Below are 17354 nucleotides of genomic sequence, written 5' to 3' on the forward strand. Positions count from 1 at the left end.
TTTAAGATTCAAATTAGCTTAAATTTTCATTATTAATTAAAAAAATAAAGGCAATTAAATCGAATAAAAATTAAACAATTCTTAAAATGAGTAAAACTACGTAAACTTAGTCTTACTAAATTGATTTCTAATGTAATACAAAAATTAAACATCAAATTGAGAAGAAAAAAACATTGTCAATATGAGCTAAATATTAAGAAATTAACATTATTTTTGACCAAAAAATAAATAATTGATAGAACATGAAAAAGATTTTACTTTTGCTGACAATGCTTTTAAGCTTGCAATTTTCGACTGTTTCAGCGCAAACCCAAATTGATGTTAATGGTGTAACCGTACCTAGAAAAATAGATTTTCAAGGCAAATCATTACAATTAAATGGAGCAGGTGGAAGATCAAAAATGTGGTTGGAAGTTTATGTTCAGGCATTGTATTTATCTCAATTGACTCAAGACCCACAATTCATTATTGACAGTGATACTGAAATGGCGGTTCGAATAGAAATTACTTCTTCTATGGTTTCTTCAAACAAATTGACAAAAGCTATGAACACAGGTTTTGAAAAATCTGCGGGTGCAAATCTTGAGCAGTTACGTCCAAGAATCGAGCAGTTAAAAAGTTATCTAAGCGATGCCATTACAGAAAAAGATGTTTTCATTTTAGCATATAACCCTTTAGATCAAAATGTTTACATAAGTAAAAATGAAGTTTTAAAAGGAAAAATCCCTGGATTCGATTTCAAAAAAGCATTATTCGGAATCTGGCTTTCTGACAAACCAGTAGACGAAACTTTGAAAAAACACTTATTAGGACAATAGTTCTTAATTTTTTAAATATTCAAAAAGCCGAAAACCAAATAGTTTTCGGCTTTTCTTTTATGTTTTATAAATTTGCTGCAAAATACATTATTCGCATTATTCTATTTTATACATTTACGCAAAATAAACATATCACAACAAAATGAAAGATTTATTACAACAATTTGAAAACAAAGCACCTGAAATTGTTTTCAATTGGAAAGATTCAGAAACAGAAGCCGAAGGGTGGACTGTTATTAATTCACTTCGTGGAGGAGCTGCGGGTGGAGGAACAAGAATGAGAAAAGGCCTAGACATGAACGAAGTTTTGTCTTTGGCTAAAACTATGGAAGTTAAATTCTCAGTTTCTGGTCCTGCAATTGGAGGAGCTAAATCTGGAATAAATTTTGATCCGAACGATCCTCGCAAAAAAGGTGTTTTGCAACGTTGGTACAAAGCCGTTTCTCCTTTATTGAAAAGCTACTATGGAACTGGAGGAGATTTAAATGTTGATGAGATTCACGAAGTAATTCCAATGACGGAAGAATGTGGTGTTTGGCATCCGCAGGAAGGTGTTTTTAATGGACACTTTAAGCCAACTGAAGCTGATAAAATTAATAGAATTGGGCAATTACGTCAAGGTGTAATTAAAGTGATTGAAAACCCTAAATTCTCACCAGACGTAACTAGAAAATATACAGTTGCTGATATGATTACTGGTTTTGGTGTTGCAGAGGCAGTTCGTCATTTTTACGCAACTTACGGTGGAGACATTAAAGGTAAAAAAGCAATCGTTCAAGGTTTTGGAAACGTAGGTTCGGCAGCAGCTTTTTATTTAGCTGAAATGGGAGCAAAAGTTATCGGAATCATTGATCGCGATGGCGGATTAATAAAAGAAGAAGGTTTTTCTTTTGAAGAAATCAGAAGCTTGTTTTTAAATAAAGACGGAAATAAACTAGTTGCCGACAATATGATTCCGTTTGAGGAAATCAATTCTAAAATCTGGACAATTGGTGCTGAGATTTTCACTCCTTGCGCGGCTTCAAGATTGGTTACTCAAGCGCAAATTGACAGCTTGATCGCAAACGGATTAGAAGTAATTTCTTGTGGAGCCAATGTTCCTTTTGCTGACAAAGAAATTTTCTTTGGTTCTATCATGGAAGAAGTAGACCGTAAAGTAAGTTTAATTCCAGACTTTATTTCAAACTGCGGAATGGCAAGAGTTTTTGCTTATTTCATGGAGAAAAAAGTTCAAATGACAGACGAGGCAATTTTTAATGACACATCAGATACAATTAAAAATGCGATTGTTAAAGCTCACGCTTTGAGTTCGTCTAAAACAAATATTAGTGCAACTGCTTTTGAGATTGCATTGAAACAGTTAGTGTAATATATTCTACACTTTAATATATAAACGGGCCAGATTTCTATTTGGCTCGTTTTTTTTAACCGCAATCCCGATGGCTATCGGGATTGCAGTTAAATTCCCTCTTTCATTGTAAACAATTTTTACTACTTTTAAACGTTTTTAAAATAATACATTTCAAAATTCAGAATTTAAATGAGTTCCTCTATTTCTTCAGATCAAAAGAAATCATTACTATTCACAATCGCTATTTATGCGGTCGTTATTGCGTTGCTATTTTTTATACGTTTTTGGCCTCCATATAATCCTGAAAATAATGTTGCCCTTGCAGATGGCGGCGGAGGTGGCGGAGGCGTAACTGTAAATTTCGGAGATAGCGATTTAGGTTCTGGTGCCAATTATAAAAGCGAAGTTTTGGATGTAAAAAACAATGTAAAACAAGCTCCTGCAAAAGCAATTCCTGAAGAAGAATCGATCATTACGCAGGAAAACACGACAACAGAAAATGATGTTGTAATTCCGACAAAAGAAAAACCGAAGAAGCCCGTTCCTGTTGAAAAACCGATACAAAAACCTGTACCGGAAAAACCAAAAGTTTCTAACTCTACTAACGATGCTTTAGCAAGTATTATGAAAGGCTCAAACAAAGGCGGAGACGGAGATGATAAAGCAGCAGGAAATAAAGGAAAATCAAACGGTAGTTTAAACTCAAACGGATATTATGGTTCTGGTGGTTCTGGCGGAGGAACCGGAGGCGGTAACGGAACTGGAAATGGCATTGGCACCGGAAGCGGTTACGGAGCAGGAACTGGTGGCGGTTCTGGCGGAGGTTCTGGATATTCTTTGAACGGACGAAAAGCATTATCTAAACCAGCACCAAAATATACTTGTAATGAAGAAGGAAAAGTAGTGGTTGAAGTTACGGTCGACCAAAACGGAAAAACCATAAGTGCAACGCCTGGAGTAAAAGGAACAACCAATACGGCAAGTTGTTTATTGGAGCAAGCTAAAATTGCAGCATTAAATACCAAATGGTCTGCTGATTCGAATGCTGCGGCAAAACAAGTTGGAAAAATTATTTATAATTTTAGTTTGGATTAAAAAACACGAATTTACTTCGTCTGTTCGCCCTTCGGGCTCGAGTCACAGATTTACACTAAATCTGTTATCATAAAAAAAGGCTTTCAGAAATTCTGAAAGCCTTTTTCTATGTCGTTTTGTTTCAACTCGCTCACTTCGCCTAGTTTGTCATTTCGACGGAGGAGAAATCTTCGCGAGAAGCTCTACAAAGATTGGATTTTCGTTGCGGAGCTACTTGTGGAGATTTCTCCTCCGTCGAAATTGTAAAAGTTACTTATTTCGGTAACGGATTTATCATTTCGATTGGCTTTTTTCCATCAATTCCCTGATGTGGTCTTTCATGATTGTAATAATATAAATATTGGAGCAATTCCTCTTTTAGTTCTTCTTGAGAATCAAAATCTGTGTCTCTCAATAAATCCTCTTCCAGAGTTCTCCAAAACCTTTCGACTTTACCATTTGTCTGTGGTCTATATGGCTTTGTATATCTGTGCACTATGCCTAATTCCATTAGCATTCTTTCAAAAGGATGATTGTTTTTTACCTTGCTTGTTTTAGGTCCAAATTCAGCTCCATTATCAGATAATATCTCTTCAAATTTTATTTCATAATGGCTGCTTAAGATATTTAAACATTTTAATGAAGCAAACATTACGGTTAAACTGGTAATATCTGAAACTAATTCTGCCCAGGCAATCCGGCTGTAATCATCAATTACACAGACTAAATAAAGCTTTTTGTTTTCTCCGCGAATTATGCTTTTGCTTAAATAATGGCAATCAATATGACCCAGCTGTCCCATTCTTTCCTTGATTATTTTCTGATGATTCTTTTTAATCTTCGGAGTTAATCTGTTTATTTTATGACGTTTTAAAATATTATAAACTCCTGAATAGGAAGGCGTATGCTTTCCTAATTTGGGACTCAATATACTAACAATTTCATATCTGCTGTTTCCTTTTTCTCTTAATTCGATTACTTTTTGTTCTATAAAAGGCAAAGGGCGTCTGGTTTTATATCTTGGATCCCCGCTTTTGGGGCAGTAAATCTATTGGCTTTCCGCTCTGCTTATAGCGATTGTAATACTTTAAAAAACTTTTTCTGCAGGTGTCATTGGCTGTATAAAAATCCATTGCTTTTTTATAAAGCGGATGAGTTTTGCTTTTTACCTGTTCATATTCTTTTATTAGAAAACGATATTTCTCTAAATAGTTCCGCTCTAATGTCGAATCCTGACTATTATTTCTCATCGTAACAAAATTTATTAAAGTTAAATTTTGTTACCGAATTATCTAACATTTACAGAAATGACAAGATTGTGACACATTCCTTAATGTGATTACTTCGTTCCTCGCAATGACTATTTCGGACTAGTTGCAATAACAAACTTCAAATTATTCTTCACTCCTATCTGTAAAACATCTACTAAGTCTTGAACTTGCAGATTAAACGGAATTCGAACTACGACAGTTTGTTCTTTGTCTGTTCCTATTTTTGACATTAAACTGGTTTCTAGATTTTCAAAATCTACTTCCTGTTTGTCTATGTAGAACTTTTTATCTTCGGTAACCGATAAACTAATTAGCTGCTTATTGGTCTTTTCATTTGCTTTTGCTTTTGGCAATGTCATCTTGATCACATTCGGATTTGCCAGTGTTGAGATAATTAAGAAAAACAACAGCAGGAAAAACATGATATCGCTCAAAGATGAAGTCGCTACTTCGGCGTGAAATCTTCTTTTTCTTTTAATAGACATGGCTTATGCTCTTTGAATTATATTGACAAATTCTAAAATCTGCTTCTGAATTTTTAAAGCAAAATTATCGATCTTTCCGTTTAATAAGTGGTAAGCGCTATAAGCAATAATACCCACAATTAATCCAGAACCAGAACTGATCATTTTCTCGTACAAACCTCCAGAAATGTTTCCGATACTAATATTTTCAGTAACCGAAATACTGTAGAAAATCTTGATAACCCCAGAAATCGTCCCGATAAAACCTAACGTTGGCGCAATACCTGCGATAAGTCCAAGATGACCTAAATGTCTTTCCATTTCGCCAATCTCGATATCGGCTGCCCGATCCATGTTGGATTCAATTTCAGCAATTGGTCTTCCTATTACTAGAACGCCTTCTTTTAAGATATTTCCAGCTGCAGTATTATTTCTTTCTACAATTGTTCTTGCCAACTCAATATTTCCAGAATGTAATTTTTCGCCAATATCCTGCATCAATCTGCTGTCGATTCTTGAAGCACGGCTAATGTACATATAACGTTCAAAAATCAGGTAGATCGTATAAAACAATAAAATCGCGATTGGAATTAAGAACACTCCCCCTTTCGTGATGAAACCAAACATTGAAATTTCATTTTGCGGTGCTGCAACCTTCTCGATCACTACATTTGAAGCATTTGCGATTGTATCTGTTTGTAACTGAATAAAACTAAACATATATTAATTCTGGTTTTTAATAATTAATTCTAAAAAATATTTGAAATTTGCAATAAAGATAATTTTCGCTGTAATATTAAACTACAAAAATCGAAATTTATTTCAATCAACAACCATTTTATCTAAACAAATGAACTATCAAGAAACTACCAATTGGATGTTTAATCAGCTTCCAATGTACCAATTGCAAGGTGCTTCTGCGTATAAAGAAGATTTAACGAATATCAAATTGTTGGCAGCTCATCTTGATAATCCGCAAAACAGATTGCGATGCATTCATGTTGCAGGAACAAACGGAAAAGGTTCTACTTCGCACATGCTTTCTTCTGTTTTACAGGAAGCAGGTTACAAAGTAGGTTTGTATACTTCTCCGCACTTGAAAGATTTTAGAGAAAGAATTAAAATAAACGGGAAAGAAATTTCAGAAGAATTTGTGATTGAATTCATAGCAAAACACAAAGATTTTTTTGAAGCTAATGATATGAGTTTCTTCGAAATGTCGGTTGGTTTGGCATTTGATTATTTTGCGGTAGAAAAAGTGGATATTGCTATTATCGAAGTCGGTCTTGGCGGAAGATTAGACGCTACCAATATTATTACGCCTTTGGTTTCGGTAATTACTAATATTGGTTTAGATCATACTCAGTTTTTAGGAAATACTCTGGAAGCTATTGCAGGTGAAAAAGCGGGAATTATAAAACCGAATGTTCCTGTTGTTATTGGCGAATATACCGATGAAACTAAACCTGTGTTTTTGGCTAAAGCTGAAGAAAATAACGCGCCAATTTCTTTTGCTTCAGATTTGATTGATCAGATTTATTTGTCGGACTTGATTGGAGATTATCAGTTTCACAATAAAAAAACGGTTCAGCAGACGATTTCGATTTTGAATAACGAAACCAACTTTAAAATTTCGACCGAACAATTAAAAGAAGGTTTATTGCGTGTTGTAAAAAATACTGGTTTGCAAGGCAGATGGCAGCAATTGGGAGAAAACCCAAAAATTATCTGCGACACGGCACACAACAAACACGGATTATCGGTTGTAATGAATCAGCTGAAAAACGAAAAATACAAGAAACTTCATATTGTTTTGGGAGTTGTAAATGATAAAGACTTGGATTCTATTTTGCCACTTTTCCCGAAAGATGCGCAATATTATTTCTGCCATCCAGATTCGTCACGAGCTTTGCCGGCCGAAACTTTAAAGAATGCGGCGGAAAAATTCGATTTAATTGGAGAAAAATACGATTCTGTTGCCGTCGCTTTCGCGGAAGCGAAGAAAAATGCTTCTGAAAATGATTTTATTTACGTTGGCGGAAGCACTTTTGTTGTTGCCGAATTGCCTTTGAACTAAAATATACTTTTGATGTAGAAAAAACTTCAAAAAAATCATTTTAATAACAAATTCATAAACAAGGAGATATAAACTATTTTTTAAAAAAGTTTTATTTTTTATTCGAATTTCTTTGCAGAACTCAAAAACTAGCGTATATTTGCACTCGCAATCACGAAATGATAGCGACCTAGTAAAATAGGGCGATTAGCTCAGCTGGTTCAGAGCACCTCGTTTACACCGAGGGGGTCGGGGGTTCGAACCCCTCATCGCCCACCAAGAAACTCCTTAAGAAATTAAGGAGTTTTTTTATGTCTATTTTTATCATCATAACTTTTTATAAACGCTAAGTATTGTCATCCTGAGAACAGAATTCAAAATTCTTATCATAAAAATTGTATTTTTGTTTACCGCTCCCCAAGAAAATCTTTATGAACGCTTAATCCAAGCCGAAAAAGATAAAATTGAATATCTTGAAAAAATAGCAAAAGGAAAATAACCTTTTTAAAGCATAAAAAAACTCCATTAGAAATAATGGAGTTTTTTTATGCTTTACCTTTTTTATTTGTCTAACTCTTTGTCAATTTCTTTAATAAGTTCAACTGCAAGTGGTTTTGTGTTTTCTTTATAAACCCTTATGTTATTTTTACCTAGTTTAACAAGATATGAAAGTGTCTTTTTATATTTTGGATCAGAATATAATTCTTTTTCAGGCTTATCTGCATTTTCTATTTCTTTATCAAAACACTTGAACAAGAATTCAGTATACATTTTATCAACATCGTTTGCAGCCGGTACAAATATTTGGTAATAGCTTAAGATTTTCTGTTTTAATTTTTCATCTTCAATATAACCAAGTTTACCACTTGATTTAAAACTTTCGTAATTACCTATTGTCAATGTTTGTCCGTGCGAATGAATTGGAAAGTTTACTTTACCTTTAGATTTATAAATACTGTCGAGCTGAGAAGACGTTAATGCCAAAATTTTTTCGTAATCTGCGTTTGTCTTTTGGTACATTCCCACTTCTCTGTCAATACTCTCTATATCATTCTTTAAATCATTTTTTAAGTTACCAAGAAACACTGCTACTTCTTCTTGTTGGTGTCTATGTTCGCTCCAACTGTGTAGCGATATTGAAAGCGTTACAGCAAAAACGATTATGCATATTTCTATAATGATTTCTTTTACTTTCTCACCTACTGTGTGTTCTGATTTTTTGACAGCTTTGTAAATTTTGTTTGAATGCTTGGTTATCTCTTCTTGCATAATTTAGTTTTCTAGTTTTAACTTTGGTTGTTATTTGAAGTTTATTTTAGTACGCTATTTAACTCTGTAAATCCAAAAGCGAATATAAGACTATTTGCAAAATCTCTTATTAATTTCTTAAATTCCGCATAAAACTTTTCTTAAACAGTTAAAATAAGAATCATAAAAAAACTCCTTAATTTCTTAAGAAGTTTTCTATACGCTTTTAAACTTTAATAATCAATCATTATTACTTTGTATTTTCTCGCAAACTTTTTCAAGAAGACTTTTAGTTTGTTTGAAATATTTCATTTTATCATCAATCTCTTTTATTTTGGCTTGAAAAAGTTCTAGTGTTTCTGGTTTCGAGTCTGTTGTTTCGAACCAGCTTATCAATATTTTTTTTATTTCTGCTAAAGTAAATCCGACTTCTCTTGCTTCTATAATAATCTCTAAACGCTCAATAGTATTAGTATCGTAATGTTTATAGTTATTAGAAGTCACTTTTTCATCAGTTAATCCTTTGATCATTCCTAAATTCTCATAATATCTAATAGTGTGGATTGACAATCCGGTTCTTTTTGACAATTCGTTTACAAGCATAATTTTATTTTTTTGATGAAAAAACAATAAAGCATAGAGTATAGTCTATACTTTTCAGTTGCAAATATACTAATTGTTTTTACTTTTAAAATTTTAAAACACGAGAATTGAGATTTTACATAAAAAAAACTTCATTATTTCTAATGGAGTTTTTGAAAATTAAAGAGAAATCTTTATTTCAATTTCGTCAGCGCTTTAGAATTTCTCAACAAAAACACATATTGAAAATAATCAGCCGTAACAGCATCTTTTAGAGGAACAATATTTTCTCCAAACGCTCGAGATTTTACTGTTATCAGATTTTGCGATTTCAGGTAAGGTGAATTTTTCGAATTAAGTTTAAAAAGTGTGATTGATTCTGGTTTGCTCAATTCTTTCAAATCATTAATTCCTTTTACAAGCATTAATGGTCCGTCGGCATTTATCCAATCTACTTTTTCATTTTCAGGAGTTGGAAACTGAGGAATTTTAGGAAGATACATTTCGCTATCAATTGTATAACTTACAAAACTTGTCACTTTTACTCCCGAGTCTTTTAATCCTGCAGCAAAAGTTGCTCTACCCGATTCTGTTTTCTTTTGCAGTGTATGAAAATATCCAAAAAGTCCGTAGAATTTTTCATTTTCAAGATGCTTCTTCTGAATTGCATTTTTAAAATTACTCACCATTGCTTCATCTCTTGAACCTTTAGATTCATCATCAAAATTTTTATCAATTCCGATTACGGTAATTTTTAGAGAATCGGCCAAATTTTGATTGTAATCGTAAACAGCATTCCATTTATAAAATAATTCCTGGCTAGCTTGCTGCGGAATTCTTCTCTTAATAGACTCAACAACTTCTTTCAAAATTGCTTTATTCTTTTGCTTCTCAGATAAAAAAACATTCAACTTTTTAGCTGTCAAACTATCCATTTCAGCAATATAATATTTGATCCCTTCTTTTTTATTCAAGAAAAAAAGCATTTCTTGATCTATTTTCTGATTATCTGCATAACCATGAATTTCACCTAATAAAAAAACTTGCGATTTATAAAACTCATCATCAAATAGTTTTTCCTCGATAGAAGTTCCTATCTGAGCATTATTTTTTGATAAATAGCTAATATTATCATCATTTTTAGATTCTAAAAATAATTTATTACTGATAAATAAATAGGCCATAAAAAGCAAAATAATACTCAAAAGGCTAATAAACGTGATTTTGATAAATTTTAAAATTTTCTTCATGGTTTTGAATTATGGTTGTTTTGATTTTGATGTAAAAGTATTTTTATTCAATAAAACATTCAATTTTTATTGACCGAATTGTTGTTTCCAATAGATGAATTGTTTATATGTTTTAAAAATTATGAAATTCATTTTTCGAAGAAATAAACCAAACCATTTAAAATCAAAAACTTATAAAAATCCCATAAAAAACACAAAAAATATATTGAATAACACTTGTATTTATAAGACATTTACAGCGCTAATTTCTTTTACCCATTTGATTAATATCATCAAAAGGGTAAATTGATTGAACTCAAAAAAACAAATACCATTTTATGAAAACAAAAATTTTATCTGCCTTCTTTTTATTTTTATCAATTACCGTATTCGCTCAAGATAAAGTAAACTTTACAGAAGAATTTAAAAAAGAAAACCAAGGAAAATCTACTGTTGAGATTAACGAAGTAAAAGAGCTTCTAACAATCATGTTAGCTATTACCGATTTTGGTTTGGAAAATGACGACATGTTTGAACAAAAAGGAGATTATTACCAACGTGTTCTCAAACATTTCAAACCTTATAAAGAGGAAGAAATCATTAAAACAATGAATTCTCTTTTAATGAAAAATCCGCTTGAGTATATTTTCTTTACTGGAAATGCTCAAACCTTTTTTTTAAAAAATGATGTTCTTGTTCCAAACAATGCTTACATTTTGCCTGCTAATAAAGTAGCTAATGTTAAAATTGAAGTAAATCCGATTACGACTTATAAAAAAGAGATTGAAGATTTTGCTAAAAAATCTCATTTTACTGAATTCTATAAATCTGAAAAACCTTTTTATGACAAGATAATTTCTGATTATGAGAAATATTCAAATCTTCGTAAACAATGGAATTGGCTAGAAAAAAACTTTGATACAAAAATCAATAGTTATATTGTCTATACTTCTGCATTAATAAATGGTCTTAATTATACTGGAGGCTACGAAAACAACAATTTTCATCTTATAGAAATGGTATTACCAACTATACAAAAAGTAGAAGGCCGATCAGAAAAAAACAGTGAAGCTTTTAATACACGAAGTATGTTTACCGAAATTGATCATAATTATGTCGAAAAACCCAGTGTAAAGCATAAGGAAGAATTAAATATAGCGCTAAGAGAAAGAGAAAAATGGGTGAATACAAAAGCATATGGAACTGAATATTATCCTGATGGCTTTAAAGTTTTTAATGAATATATGACTTATGGTGTCTTTATATTATACGCTGAAGAAATATACAAAAGTGACACAAAACTCCTTCAAGAAATCAACAATGAGGTAAATTCTGTAATGATTGAAAGAGGATTTATAAAAATGAAAGAGTTTAACGAAGAATTGAAAAGTCTTAGAAACAAAAACAAGAAAAAGAAAATTGATCAGTTGTATCCTGAATTAATCAAATGGTGCAGTTTACAGTAATTGCAAATATTTGAATAAAAAACTCCATTTAACAAAATGGAGTTTTTTTATTTTTAAGCTTTGGAAATAGCAATTGTTTTTCTTGTAAATTAGTTACTCCTATGAGAAAGAAAAAAACATTCATAATCTTGATGAATGTTATAGAATTATAAACATCACAAACAAATGGAAATATTAATAATTACAGGACCTCCATACTCAGGAAAAGGCACACAATGCGAAATTTTAAAAGACGAACTTAAATTTGAGCATATTTCAACTGGAGACAGATGCCGTTTGGAAAAACAAAATGAAACGGAAATTGGAAAAATAATGTCTCAATATGAAGAAAAAGGAGATCTAGTTCCTGATTCTATAATGAAAGATCTTTTTAGTAAAATATTGGATGAAAATAGAAATGCTAAAGGAATTATTTTAGATGGTTACCCAAGAACTGAACCACAAGTAAATGATTTATTGGAACTCGTAAAATCTAAAAATCTGGAAATTGGAAAAGTAATCAATATTGATGTTCCCAAAGAAGAACTTTTAAAAAGAGCACAAAAAAGAGCCGAAACTTCTAATAGAAAAGACGACAAAGATGCCAGCATCCATCTTAAAAGAATCGAAGTTTTTGAAAGTTCAACTAGACCTGCAATTGAATATATGAAATCAAAAATCAAAGTCTTAACTTTTGATGGAATGGGTACAATTGAAGAAATAACAAAACGTATTAAGGATAATTTGTAAAAGAGATTGTTTTTTATAATAAAAAAAGCTCCAAAGTCATTTGATTTTGGAACCTTTTCATTTTAATAATTTTCAATCTAATTTGAAACTATGTTTTTCTTTCTTTTATCATTAAGATAATTTCGCACTGGAATATCATAAATCACCATTACTAAATATGCAAAACCAACAAGTAGAACTACAGAAGTAATTACAATTAAAGTCAATTGTGTTGTATCGGGTTTATAATTGGTATAATAATTTCCAAACATCCATAAAACAGCATAATGTGTCATGTATAACGGATAAGATATTTTCCCCGAAAAAATGCAGGCTTTTTTTAATCTTGGTTTTAAAACAGCACCTGCTCCCAAAGAAATCAGCAATGGAAAATACAATAGAACTACTAAAGGTTCAGAAATCCAGTTCCATTCTGAAAATGGCATAATAAAAGCTAACAGTAATAAAAAAGTCAATCCGCCAAAACCAAGTTTATTTTTTATAATCCAGTTAGAACGGTAAATAAGTAATCCTGCTAAAAAAGAATAGGAAATTCTAGCACATCCATCCCATAAAGTCGGACCGCTCCAACCTCCTAATAAATTTCCTGAATTATATCCGACATAACAAATCGCAATTGCTGCTACTATAGTTAGCACTAATAAAAAGCTTCTGCTAATTCTATAGAGAACAAATGCATAAACAATATTAGCAATATATTCCCAAAACAATGACCAAGCAGGTGCATTAAAACTAAACAGGTTAAATCCGCGATCGGCAATAACTGGAAGTGGAATAAGAAACAGAGAACAGATAAATGTCAAAATAATTTTTCCTGTACTGTATAATTCTAAATGACCGCCAAACGGATCGAATAAAAATGCTAATAATCCTAATATAGATCCAGCAATTACTAATGGATGCAATCTTATAATTCTTGATATAAAGAAATTGCGAAGTCCCATTTTTACAATACGGTCATCATAAGCATATCCAATTACGAATCCCGACAGGCAAAAGAAAAAATCGACAGCTAAAAATCCGTGTCCAATAAAGTTCTGACTTGGATCGGTAAAAATCCATTCCATAAAATGAAAAACAACAACAGCAAAAGCTGCGATGCCTCTTAATCCGTCTAAAATTTCAAAATGCTGTTTGGTTTCAAGAACTGCTGTAGTTGATTGGCTTGTACTCATTAGATTGCAATAAACTTTTAAATTAGGTAATTTGGTATCGTTGCAAGTTCTACAAATTAATATTCAAATCAAAATCAGATTTATTCAATTCAGTTGTTAAATTGTTTGAAGTTTCACATTTAAATAACTTTTTCAACTTTTTCACAAAATGCTTTTTTCTTAATTTTGCTCAAAATCAAATTTCATCATGAGTTTTAAAGGTTGTCTTCCTCCTCCAATAAATTAATATTGCTTCTTTAGTATTGGCACTTGACTGAATGCTTTGAGTCCGATTTCTTGTGTCATTACTCCAATCAAACAATTATTAATTTCAATATATATCCTCAAAAAGGATAGACAACTTCTTATGAAAAAATCTTATTTGATACTGCATGCTGCAGTTTTACTTGCTGGTTTTACTGGCGTTTTCGGAAAACTTATTTCTCTTAATGAAATCACTTTAGTTTGGTATAGAGTATTATTTGCTTCGATTATTCTCTTTTTCATTTTAAAAATTTATAATCTTAAAATGCTGAAGTCATTTTCTGAAACCGCAAAAATTTCCAAAGTCGGAGTATTGATTACCATTCACTGGATTTTCTTCTATGCCAGCATTAAATATTCCAACATCTCAATTGGTGTAGTTTGTTATTGTTTGACTAGCTTTTTTACAGCTTTTTTTGAACCTATACTCAATAAAAAAAGATTCAATCTTGTTCAAGTTTTATTAAGCATGTTAACCTTATTAGGAATAAGCTTGATTTTTCATTTTGATTCTTCTTATCAGCTTGGAATTTTACTCGGAGTAATTTCATCAGCATTTGCTGCCTTGTACACAATTTACAACGAAAGACTTGTACAATTTTACGACAGCAAACTCATTAATTTTTATCAAATGCTCGGAGGAACTTTAGTTTTAGGACTTGCTCTTCCGTTTTATTTTTACAATTTTCCAGAACAGGTTTTTATTCCAAACTTAAAAGACATTTTCTATTTATTAATTTTAGCTTCATGCTGTACAGTTGCGCTTTATGTAATGTTTGCAGAATCACTCAAAAAGATTCCTGCGTTTACCATCAATCTAACATTTAACCTAGAGCCAATTTATTCCATAATATTAGCCTTTTTATTTTTTAATGAAGGCCAATCGGTTAATTTCTCTTTTTACATAGGAATAAGCTTAGTCATGACTTCCGTTCTTTTCCAATCTGTAATTTCTATTCGAAAGAAAAATACCATCAAAGAACAAATCTCTTAAAAACAAAAAAAACTCCTTTGCATAAAAGGAGTTTTTATTTTTATTTATTTTTTCTAATCATTCAATCCTTTTCCGTCTAAAATACGCGGAATATTTTTTTCTACTCTAGCTTCTCTAGTTTTAGATTGTTTAGGTTGAGAAAAATGGAGCAAATACGCTCGCTGTCTTCCCGGAGTTAAAGCATAAAAAGCTTTTTTAAAATCAACATCAGAATCAAATTTTCGCTGAAGTTCTTCTGCAATTTCGAATTCAGAAACTTTCTTCAACTCTACTTTTTGTCCAGATTTTTCAATTTCGGCGGCTTCAAAAATATACTTTTTCAGAATTTCTTTTTTAGCTAAAATATCTTCAACATTTGTAAATCGAACTTGGCGCGCCGCCTGAACATTATCTGATTGTTGAATCAAGATATTATCTGGATCTTTCATTAAAGCGCCTTTGAAAAACAAAAAAGCACAATATTCTTTAAAATAATGAATCAAAACAATATTTGCTTTTTCGAAAGTATAACAAGGAGATCCCCATTTCAATTCTTCAGACAAATGACAGTCTAAAACAATCTCTCTCATTTGTTCAATTTCAGCTTTCCATTTTTCAGCTTTTTCGAAATAAAAATCAACTTTAGAATTGGTACTATATTTTGTCATGACGAGTTAATTTATTAAATATATAAATTTAGCATTTTTATATATTTAAATGTCAAAGCCTTTAATAATTCCCCTTTTAGATCGACGAATAAAATTTAGAATCTTATCCCGTTCAGCTGTTTTCACAAATTCTTCATTAATTATTTCTAAAGCAAATTTTGTATTTCTCTTTTCTTGAAATAAAATTCTATAAATTGACCGAAGTTCATCAATTTTTTGAGAATCAAATCCTCTTCTTTTTAGACCAACCGTATTTAATCCTGCAAATCTTAAAGGTTCATGAGCAACAACAACAAAAGGAGGAACATCCTTAACAACTCGGCTTAAGCCACTAATCATAGCATGCTCACCAATAATTGAAAATTGATGTATAGCTGTGAGCCCGCTAATATTTACCCAATCTTCAACAGTTACTTCACCAGCCATTCCAACACTAAAACCTATAATGCAATTATTTCCAATAATGCAATCATGACCAATATGTGCATTGGACATAATCAAATTAGAATTACCAATACATGTTTTTCCTTTAGAAATTGTCCCTTTATTAATTGTTACAAATTCCCTGATTATATTGTTATCGCCAATTTCCAAAAGAGTATATTCTCCTTTGTACTTCAAATCTTGAGGAATACCGCCTAGAACGGCATTCGAATGAATTTCACAATTCTCTCCAATTCTTGATCCATTTAAAATTGTTACATGATTTCCTATTCGAGTATTATTGCCAATTACAACATCCTCTTCGATAGTTACACCATTTCCTATGCAAATGTTATTACCTAAAACAGCATTTTTGTTAATAAAAGTATCTTTCAATTTTTACGTCATTAATTAGTCACAAAAATTAAAAAAGTTTAAATACTTTTTATTGATGTAATATCAAATAATTGATGCCCGAATCCTGCTCAACGTTTCCTGGCTTACGCCGATTAATGACGCAATATGTTTCAATTTGGATTTTTTAATAATTTGAGGAAATGACTCTAAAAGAAATAAGTATTTTTTCTCTGCAGTCATTAAACGAAATAAATGATTAAACTCATTTATTTGAGAAAGATAATATCGAAGCTGTTTTATGTGAAATTTTATAAATAACGGATATTCCAATAAAGTCTGTTCATCAGAATAAGACAGCGAATAGACAACTGTTTTTTCACAAGTTTGAAAATTCTCAAATGATGGTTTCTGCTCAAAGAAACTACTCATTGAAGTTACAAATTGATTATCCGTATAAATCCACTTCGTAACTTCTTCTCCATCTTCGATGCAAAACCTTCGAACTGCACCCGATTTTATAAAATAAATATTATTACAAACTTTTCCCTCTTCAATAATAAATTCGTCTTTTTTAAAAGTCAGCTCAACAAAACTTTCTTTAATAGCAAGCTCTGTCTTCGAATCTAATTTCTCAAAACTATTTATAATCTGAATTAGCTCTTCCATCAATTTTTATTTCATTATAGCCAAATTTAAAACGAATTTAAGACAAAAGCTAAACCCAAATTAACAAACCATTGTTTTAATAGATTTTAAGAGCTTTAAAGGCCTAACAATTGGGGTTTGACAATCTAATCTTTATAGATAAATTTTAACGGAATTAAAACAGAAAACTTAGCTTAAAATAGTAGGCAATTATATTTTTATGGCGTTTCCCTCCGGGCCGCGCTGTCCGCTGTATCTTTTGCGGGGGAAGGATAATGGTGAAAGAGCTTTTAGGTGTCCCGCAAAAGGATGCCGCTTCCATCGCTAACGCGGCATACGGCCTATAAGCGTCTATTGTCCGCTGCCGGCAGGCATCTTTTCCAAAACAGCCAAAAAACAGAAAACCCTATCCGTTTTGGATAGGGTTTTCAAAAGAAAGGCGACGACATACTCTCCCACAATGATGCAGTACCATCTGCGCAGGCGGGCTTAACTTCTCTGTTCGGGATGGGAAGAGGTGAGCCCCGCCGCAATAACCACCTTAAGAAGTTACAATTGCTTTGGGCAATCTTTTCAATTAAT

18 protein-coding genes, 1 tRNA gene and 1 rRNA gene are annotated in these 17354 nt (G+C 31.7%); 8 read left to right on the forward strand and 12 right to left on the reverse strand.

The annotated features are described in order from the left end of the window. The first annotated feature begins 242 nt into the window (after positions 1–242). The 3 genes from OZP10_RS06415 (at position 243) to OZP10_RS06425 (ending at position 3264) form a co-directional block, all read left to right on the forward strand. Positions 243–818: a chalcone isomerase family protein gene (locus tag OZP10_RS06415; RefSeq protein ID WP_177211975.1), complete on the forward strand. Its 576-nt coding sequence runs from the start codon at positions 243–245 to the stop codon at positions 816–818. A 142-nt stretch (positions 819–960) separates the two neighbouring features. Beyond that, complete coding sequence (locus OZP10_RS06420) at positions 961–2187, forward strand: Glu/Leu/Phe/Val dehydrogenase dimerization domain-containing protein (RefSeq protein WP_281633965.1); 1227 nt, start codon at positions 961–963, stop codon at positions 2185–2187. A gap of 171 nt (positions 2188–2358) precedes the next feature. Continuing rightward, the gene (locus OZP10_RS06425; RefSeq protein WP_281633966.1) at positions 2359–3264 is read left to right on the forward strand and encodes an energy transducer TonB; all 906 of its coding nucleotides are present in this window, start codon (positions 2359–2361) and stop codon (positions 3262–3264) included. Positions 3265–3517: 253 nt separating this feature from the next. On the opposite strand, the gene OZP10_RS06430 is transcribed toward OZP10_RS06425, so the two are convergent. The 4 genes from OZP10_RS06430 to OZP10_RS06445 form a co-directional block, all read right to left on the reverse strand. Then, positions 3518–4243: an integrase core domain-containing protein gene (locus tag OZP10_RS06430; RefSeq protein ID WP_281633967.1), complete on the reverse strand. Its 726-nt coding sequence runs from the start codon at positions 4241–4243 to the stop codon at positions 3518–3520. Between the two features lie 13 nt (positions 4244–4256). After that, on the reverse strand, positions 4257–4493 hold the full coding sequence (locus OZP10_RS06435; RefSeq protein ID WP_281633968.1) for a hypothetical protein: 237 nt from the start codon (positions 4491–4493) through the stop codon (positions 4257–4259). 110 nt (positions 4494–4603) lie between these two features. Then, positions 4604–4999 (reverse strand): ExbD/TolR family protein, encoded by a 396-nt coding sequence (locus OZP10_RS06440; protein WP_008464192.1) that lies wholly within the window; start codon positions 4997–4999, stop codon positions 4604–4606. Positions 5000–5002: 3 nt separating this feature from the next. Beyond that, positions 5003–5698, reverse strand: a complete 696-nt coding sequence (locus OZP10_RS06445) for a MotA/TolQ/ExbB proton channel family protein (protein WP_281633969.1) — start codon at positions 5696–5698, stop codon at positions 5003–5005. A 130-nt stretch (positions 5699–5828) separates the two neighbouring features. Between OZP10_RS06445 and OZP10_RS06450 the strand changes: the two genes are divergently transcribed. Both OZP10_RS06450 and OZP10_RS06455 read left to right on the forward strand, forming a co-directional pair. After that, a complete protein-coding gene (locus tag OZP10_RS06450; RefSeq protein ID WP_281633970.1) occupies positions 5829–7055 on the forward strand; it encodes a bifunctional folylpolyglutamate synthase/dihydrofolate synthase in 1227 nt (408 codons plus the stop codon). A gap of 180 nt (positions 7056–7235) precedes the next feature. Then, a tRNA-Val gene (locus OZP10_RS06455) sits at positions 7236–7313 on the forward strand. Positions 7314–7595: 282 nt separating this feature from the next. On the opposite strand, the gene OZP10_RS06460 is transcribed toward OZP10_RS06455, so the two are convergent. The 3 genes from OZP10_RS06460 to OZP10_RS06470 form a co-directional block, all read right to left on the reverse strand. Then, positions 7596–8303, reverse strand: coding sequence for a DUF6090 family protein (locus OZP10_RS06460; protein WP_281633971.1), 708 nt, complete (start codon positions 8301–8303; stop codon positions 7596–7598). A gap of 219 nt (positions 8304–8522) precedes the next feature. After that, on the reverse strand, positions 8523–8885 hold the full coding sequence (locus OZP10_RS06465; protein WP_281633972.1) for a MerR family transcriptional regulator: 363 nt from the start codon (positions 8883–8885) through the stop codon (positions 8523–8525). 173 nt (positions 8886–9058) lie between these two features. Further along, complete coding sequence (locus tag OZP10_RS06470; RefSeq protein ID WP_281633973.1) at positions 9059–10114, reverse strand: hypothetical protein; 1056 nt, start codon at positions 10112–10114, stop codon at positions 9059–9061. A 317-nt stretch (positions 10115–10431) separates the two neighbouring features. Here OZP10_RS06470 and OZP10_RS06475 point away from each other — a divergent pair, with 317 nt between their 5' ends. Together OZP10_RS06475 and OZP10_RS06480 are read left to right on the forward strand one after the other, a co-directional pair. Continuing rightward, entirely contained in the window at positions 10432–11559 is a 1128-nt protein-coding gene (locus OZP10_RS06475; RefSeq protein ID WP_281633974.1) for a DUF4932 domain-containing protein, read from the forward strand. A 165-nt stretch (positions 11560–11724) separates the two neighbouring features. Further along, the gene (locus OZP10_RS06480; protein WP_281633975.1) at positions 11725–12288 is read left to right on the forward strand and encodes an adenylate kinase family protein; all 564 of its coding nucleotides are present in this window, start codon (positions 11725–11727) and stop codon (positions 12286–12288) included. Between the two features lie 77 nt (positions 12289–12365). Here OZP10_RS06480 and OZP10_RS06485 read toward each other — a convergent pair whose 3' ends face one another. Continuing rightward, positions 12366–13463 (reverse strand): acyltransferase family protein, encoded by a 1098-nt coding sequence (locus tag OZP10_RS06485; protein ID WP_281633976.1) that lies wholly within the window; start codon positions 13461–13463, stop codon positions 12366–12368. A 346-nt stretch (positions 13464–13809) separates the two neighbouring features. Here OZP10_RS06485 and OZP10_RS06490 point away from each other — a divergent pair, with 346 nt between their 5' ends. Further along, positions 13810–14700: a DMT family transporter gene (locus tag OZP10_RS06490; RefSeq protein WP_281633977.1), complete on the forward strand. Its 891-nt coding sequence runs from the start codon at positions 13810–13812 to the stop codon at positions 14698–14700. A gap of 53 nt (positions 14701–14753) precedes the next feature. On the opposite strand, the gene OZP10_RS06495 is transcribed toward OZP10_RS06490, so the two are convergent. The 4 genes from OZP10_RS06495 to rrf all read right to left on the reverse strand — a co-directional run bounded on the left by OZP10_RS06495 (position 14754) and on the right by rrf (position 17316). Then, positions 14754–15347, reverse strand: a complete 594-nt coding sequence (locus OZP10_RS06495; protein WP_281633978.1) for a YdeI/OmpD-associated family protein — start codon at positions 15345–15347, stop codon at positions 14754–14756. Positions 15348–15392: 45 nt separating this feature from the next. Then, on the reverse strand, positions 15393–16166 hold the full coding sequence (gene lpxA, locus OZP10_RS06500; protein ID WP_281633979.1) for an acyl-ACP--UDP-N-acetylglucosamine O-acyltransferase: 774 nt from the start codon (positions 16164–16166) through the stop codon (positions 15393–15395). Positions 16167–16229: 63 nt separating this feature from the next. Beyond that, positions 16230–16793 (reverse strand): Crp/Fnr family transcriptional regulator, encoded by a 564-nt coding sequence (locus tag OZP10_RS06505; RefSeq protein WP_281633980.1) that lies wholly within the window; start codon positions 16791–16793, stop codon positions 16230–16232. Between the two features lie 413 nt (positions 16794–17206). Then, positions 17207–17316 (reverse strand): 5S ribosomal RNA (rrf, locus tag OZP10_RS06510). Positions 17317–17354 lie beyond the last annotated feature (38 nt).

It is taken from the genome of Flavobacterium luteolum, from assembly GCF_027111275.1.
Lineage (GTDB): Bacteria > Bacteroidota > Bacteroidia > Flavobacteriales > Flavobacteriaceae > Flavobacterium > Flavobacterium luteolum.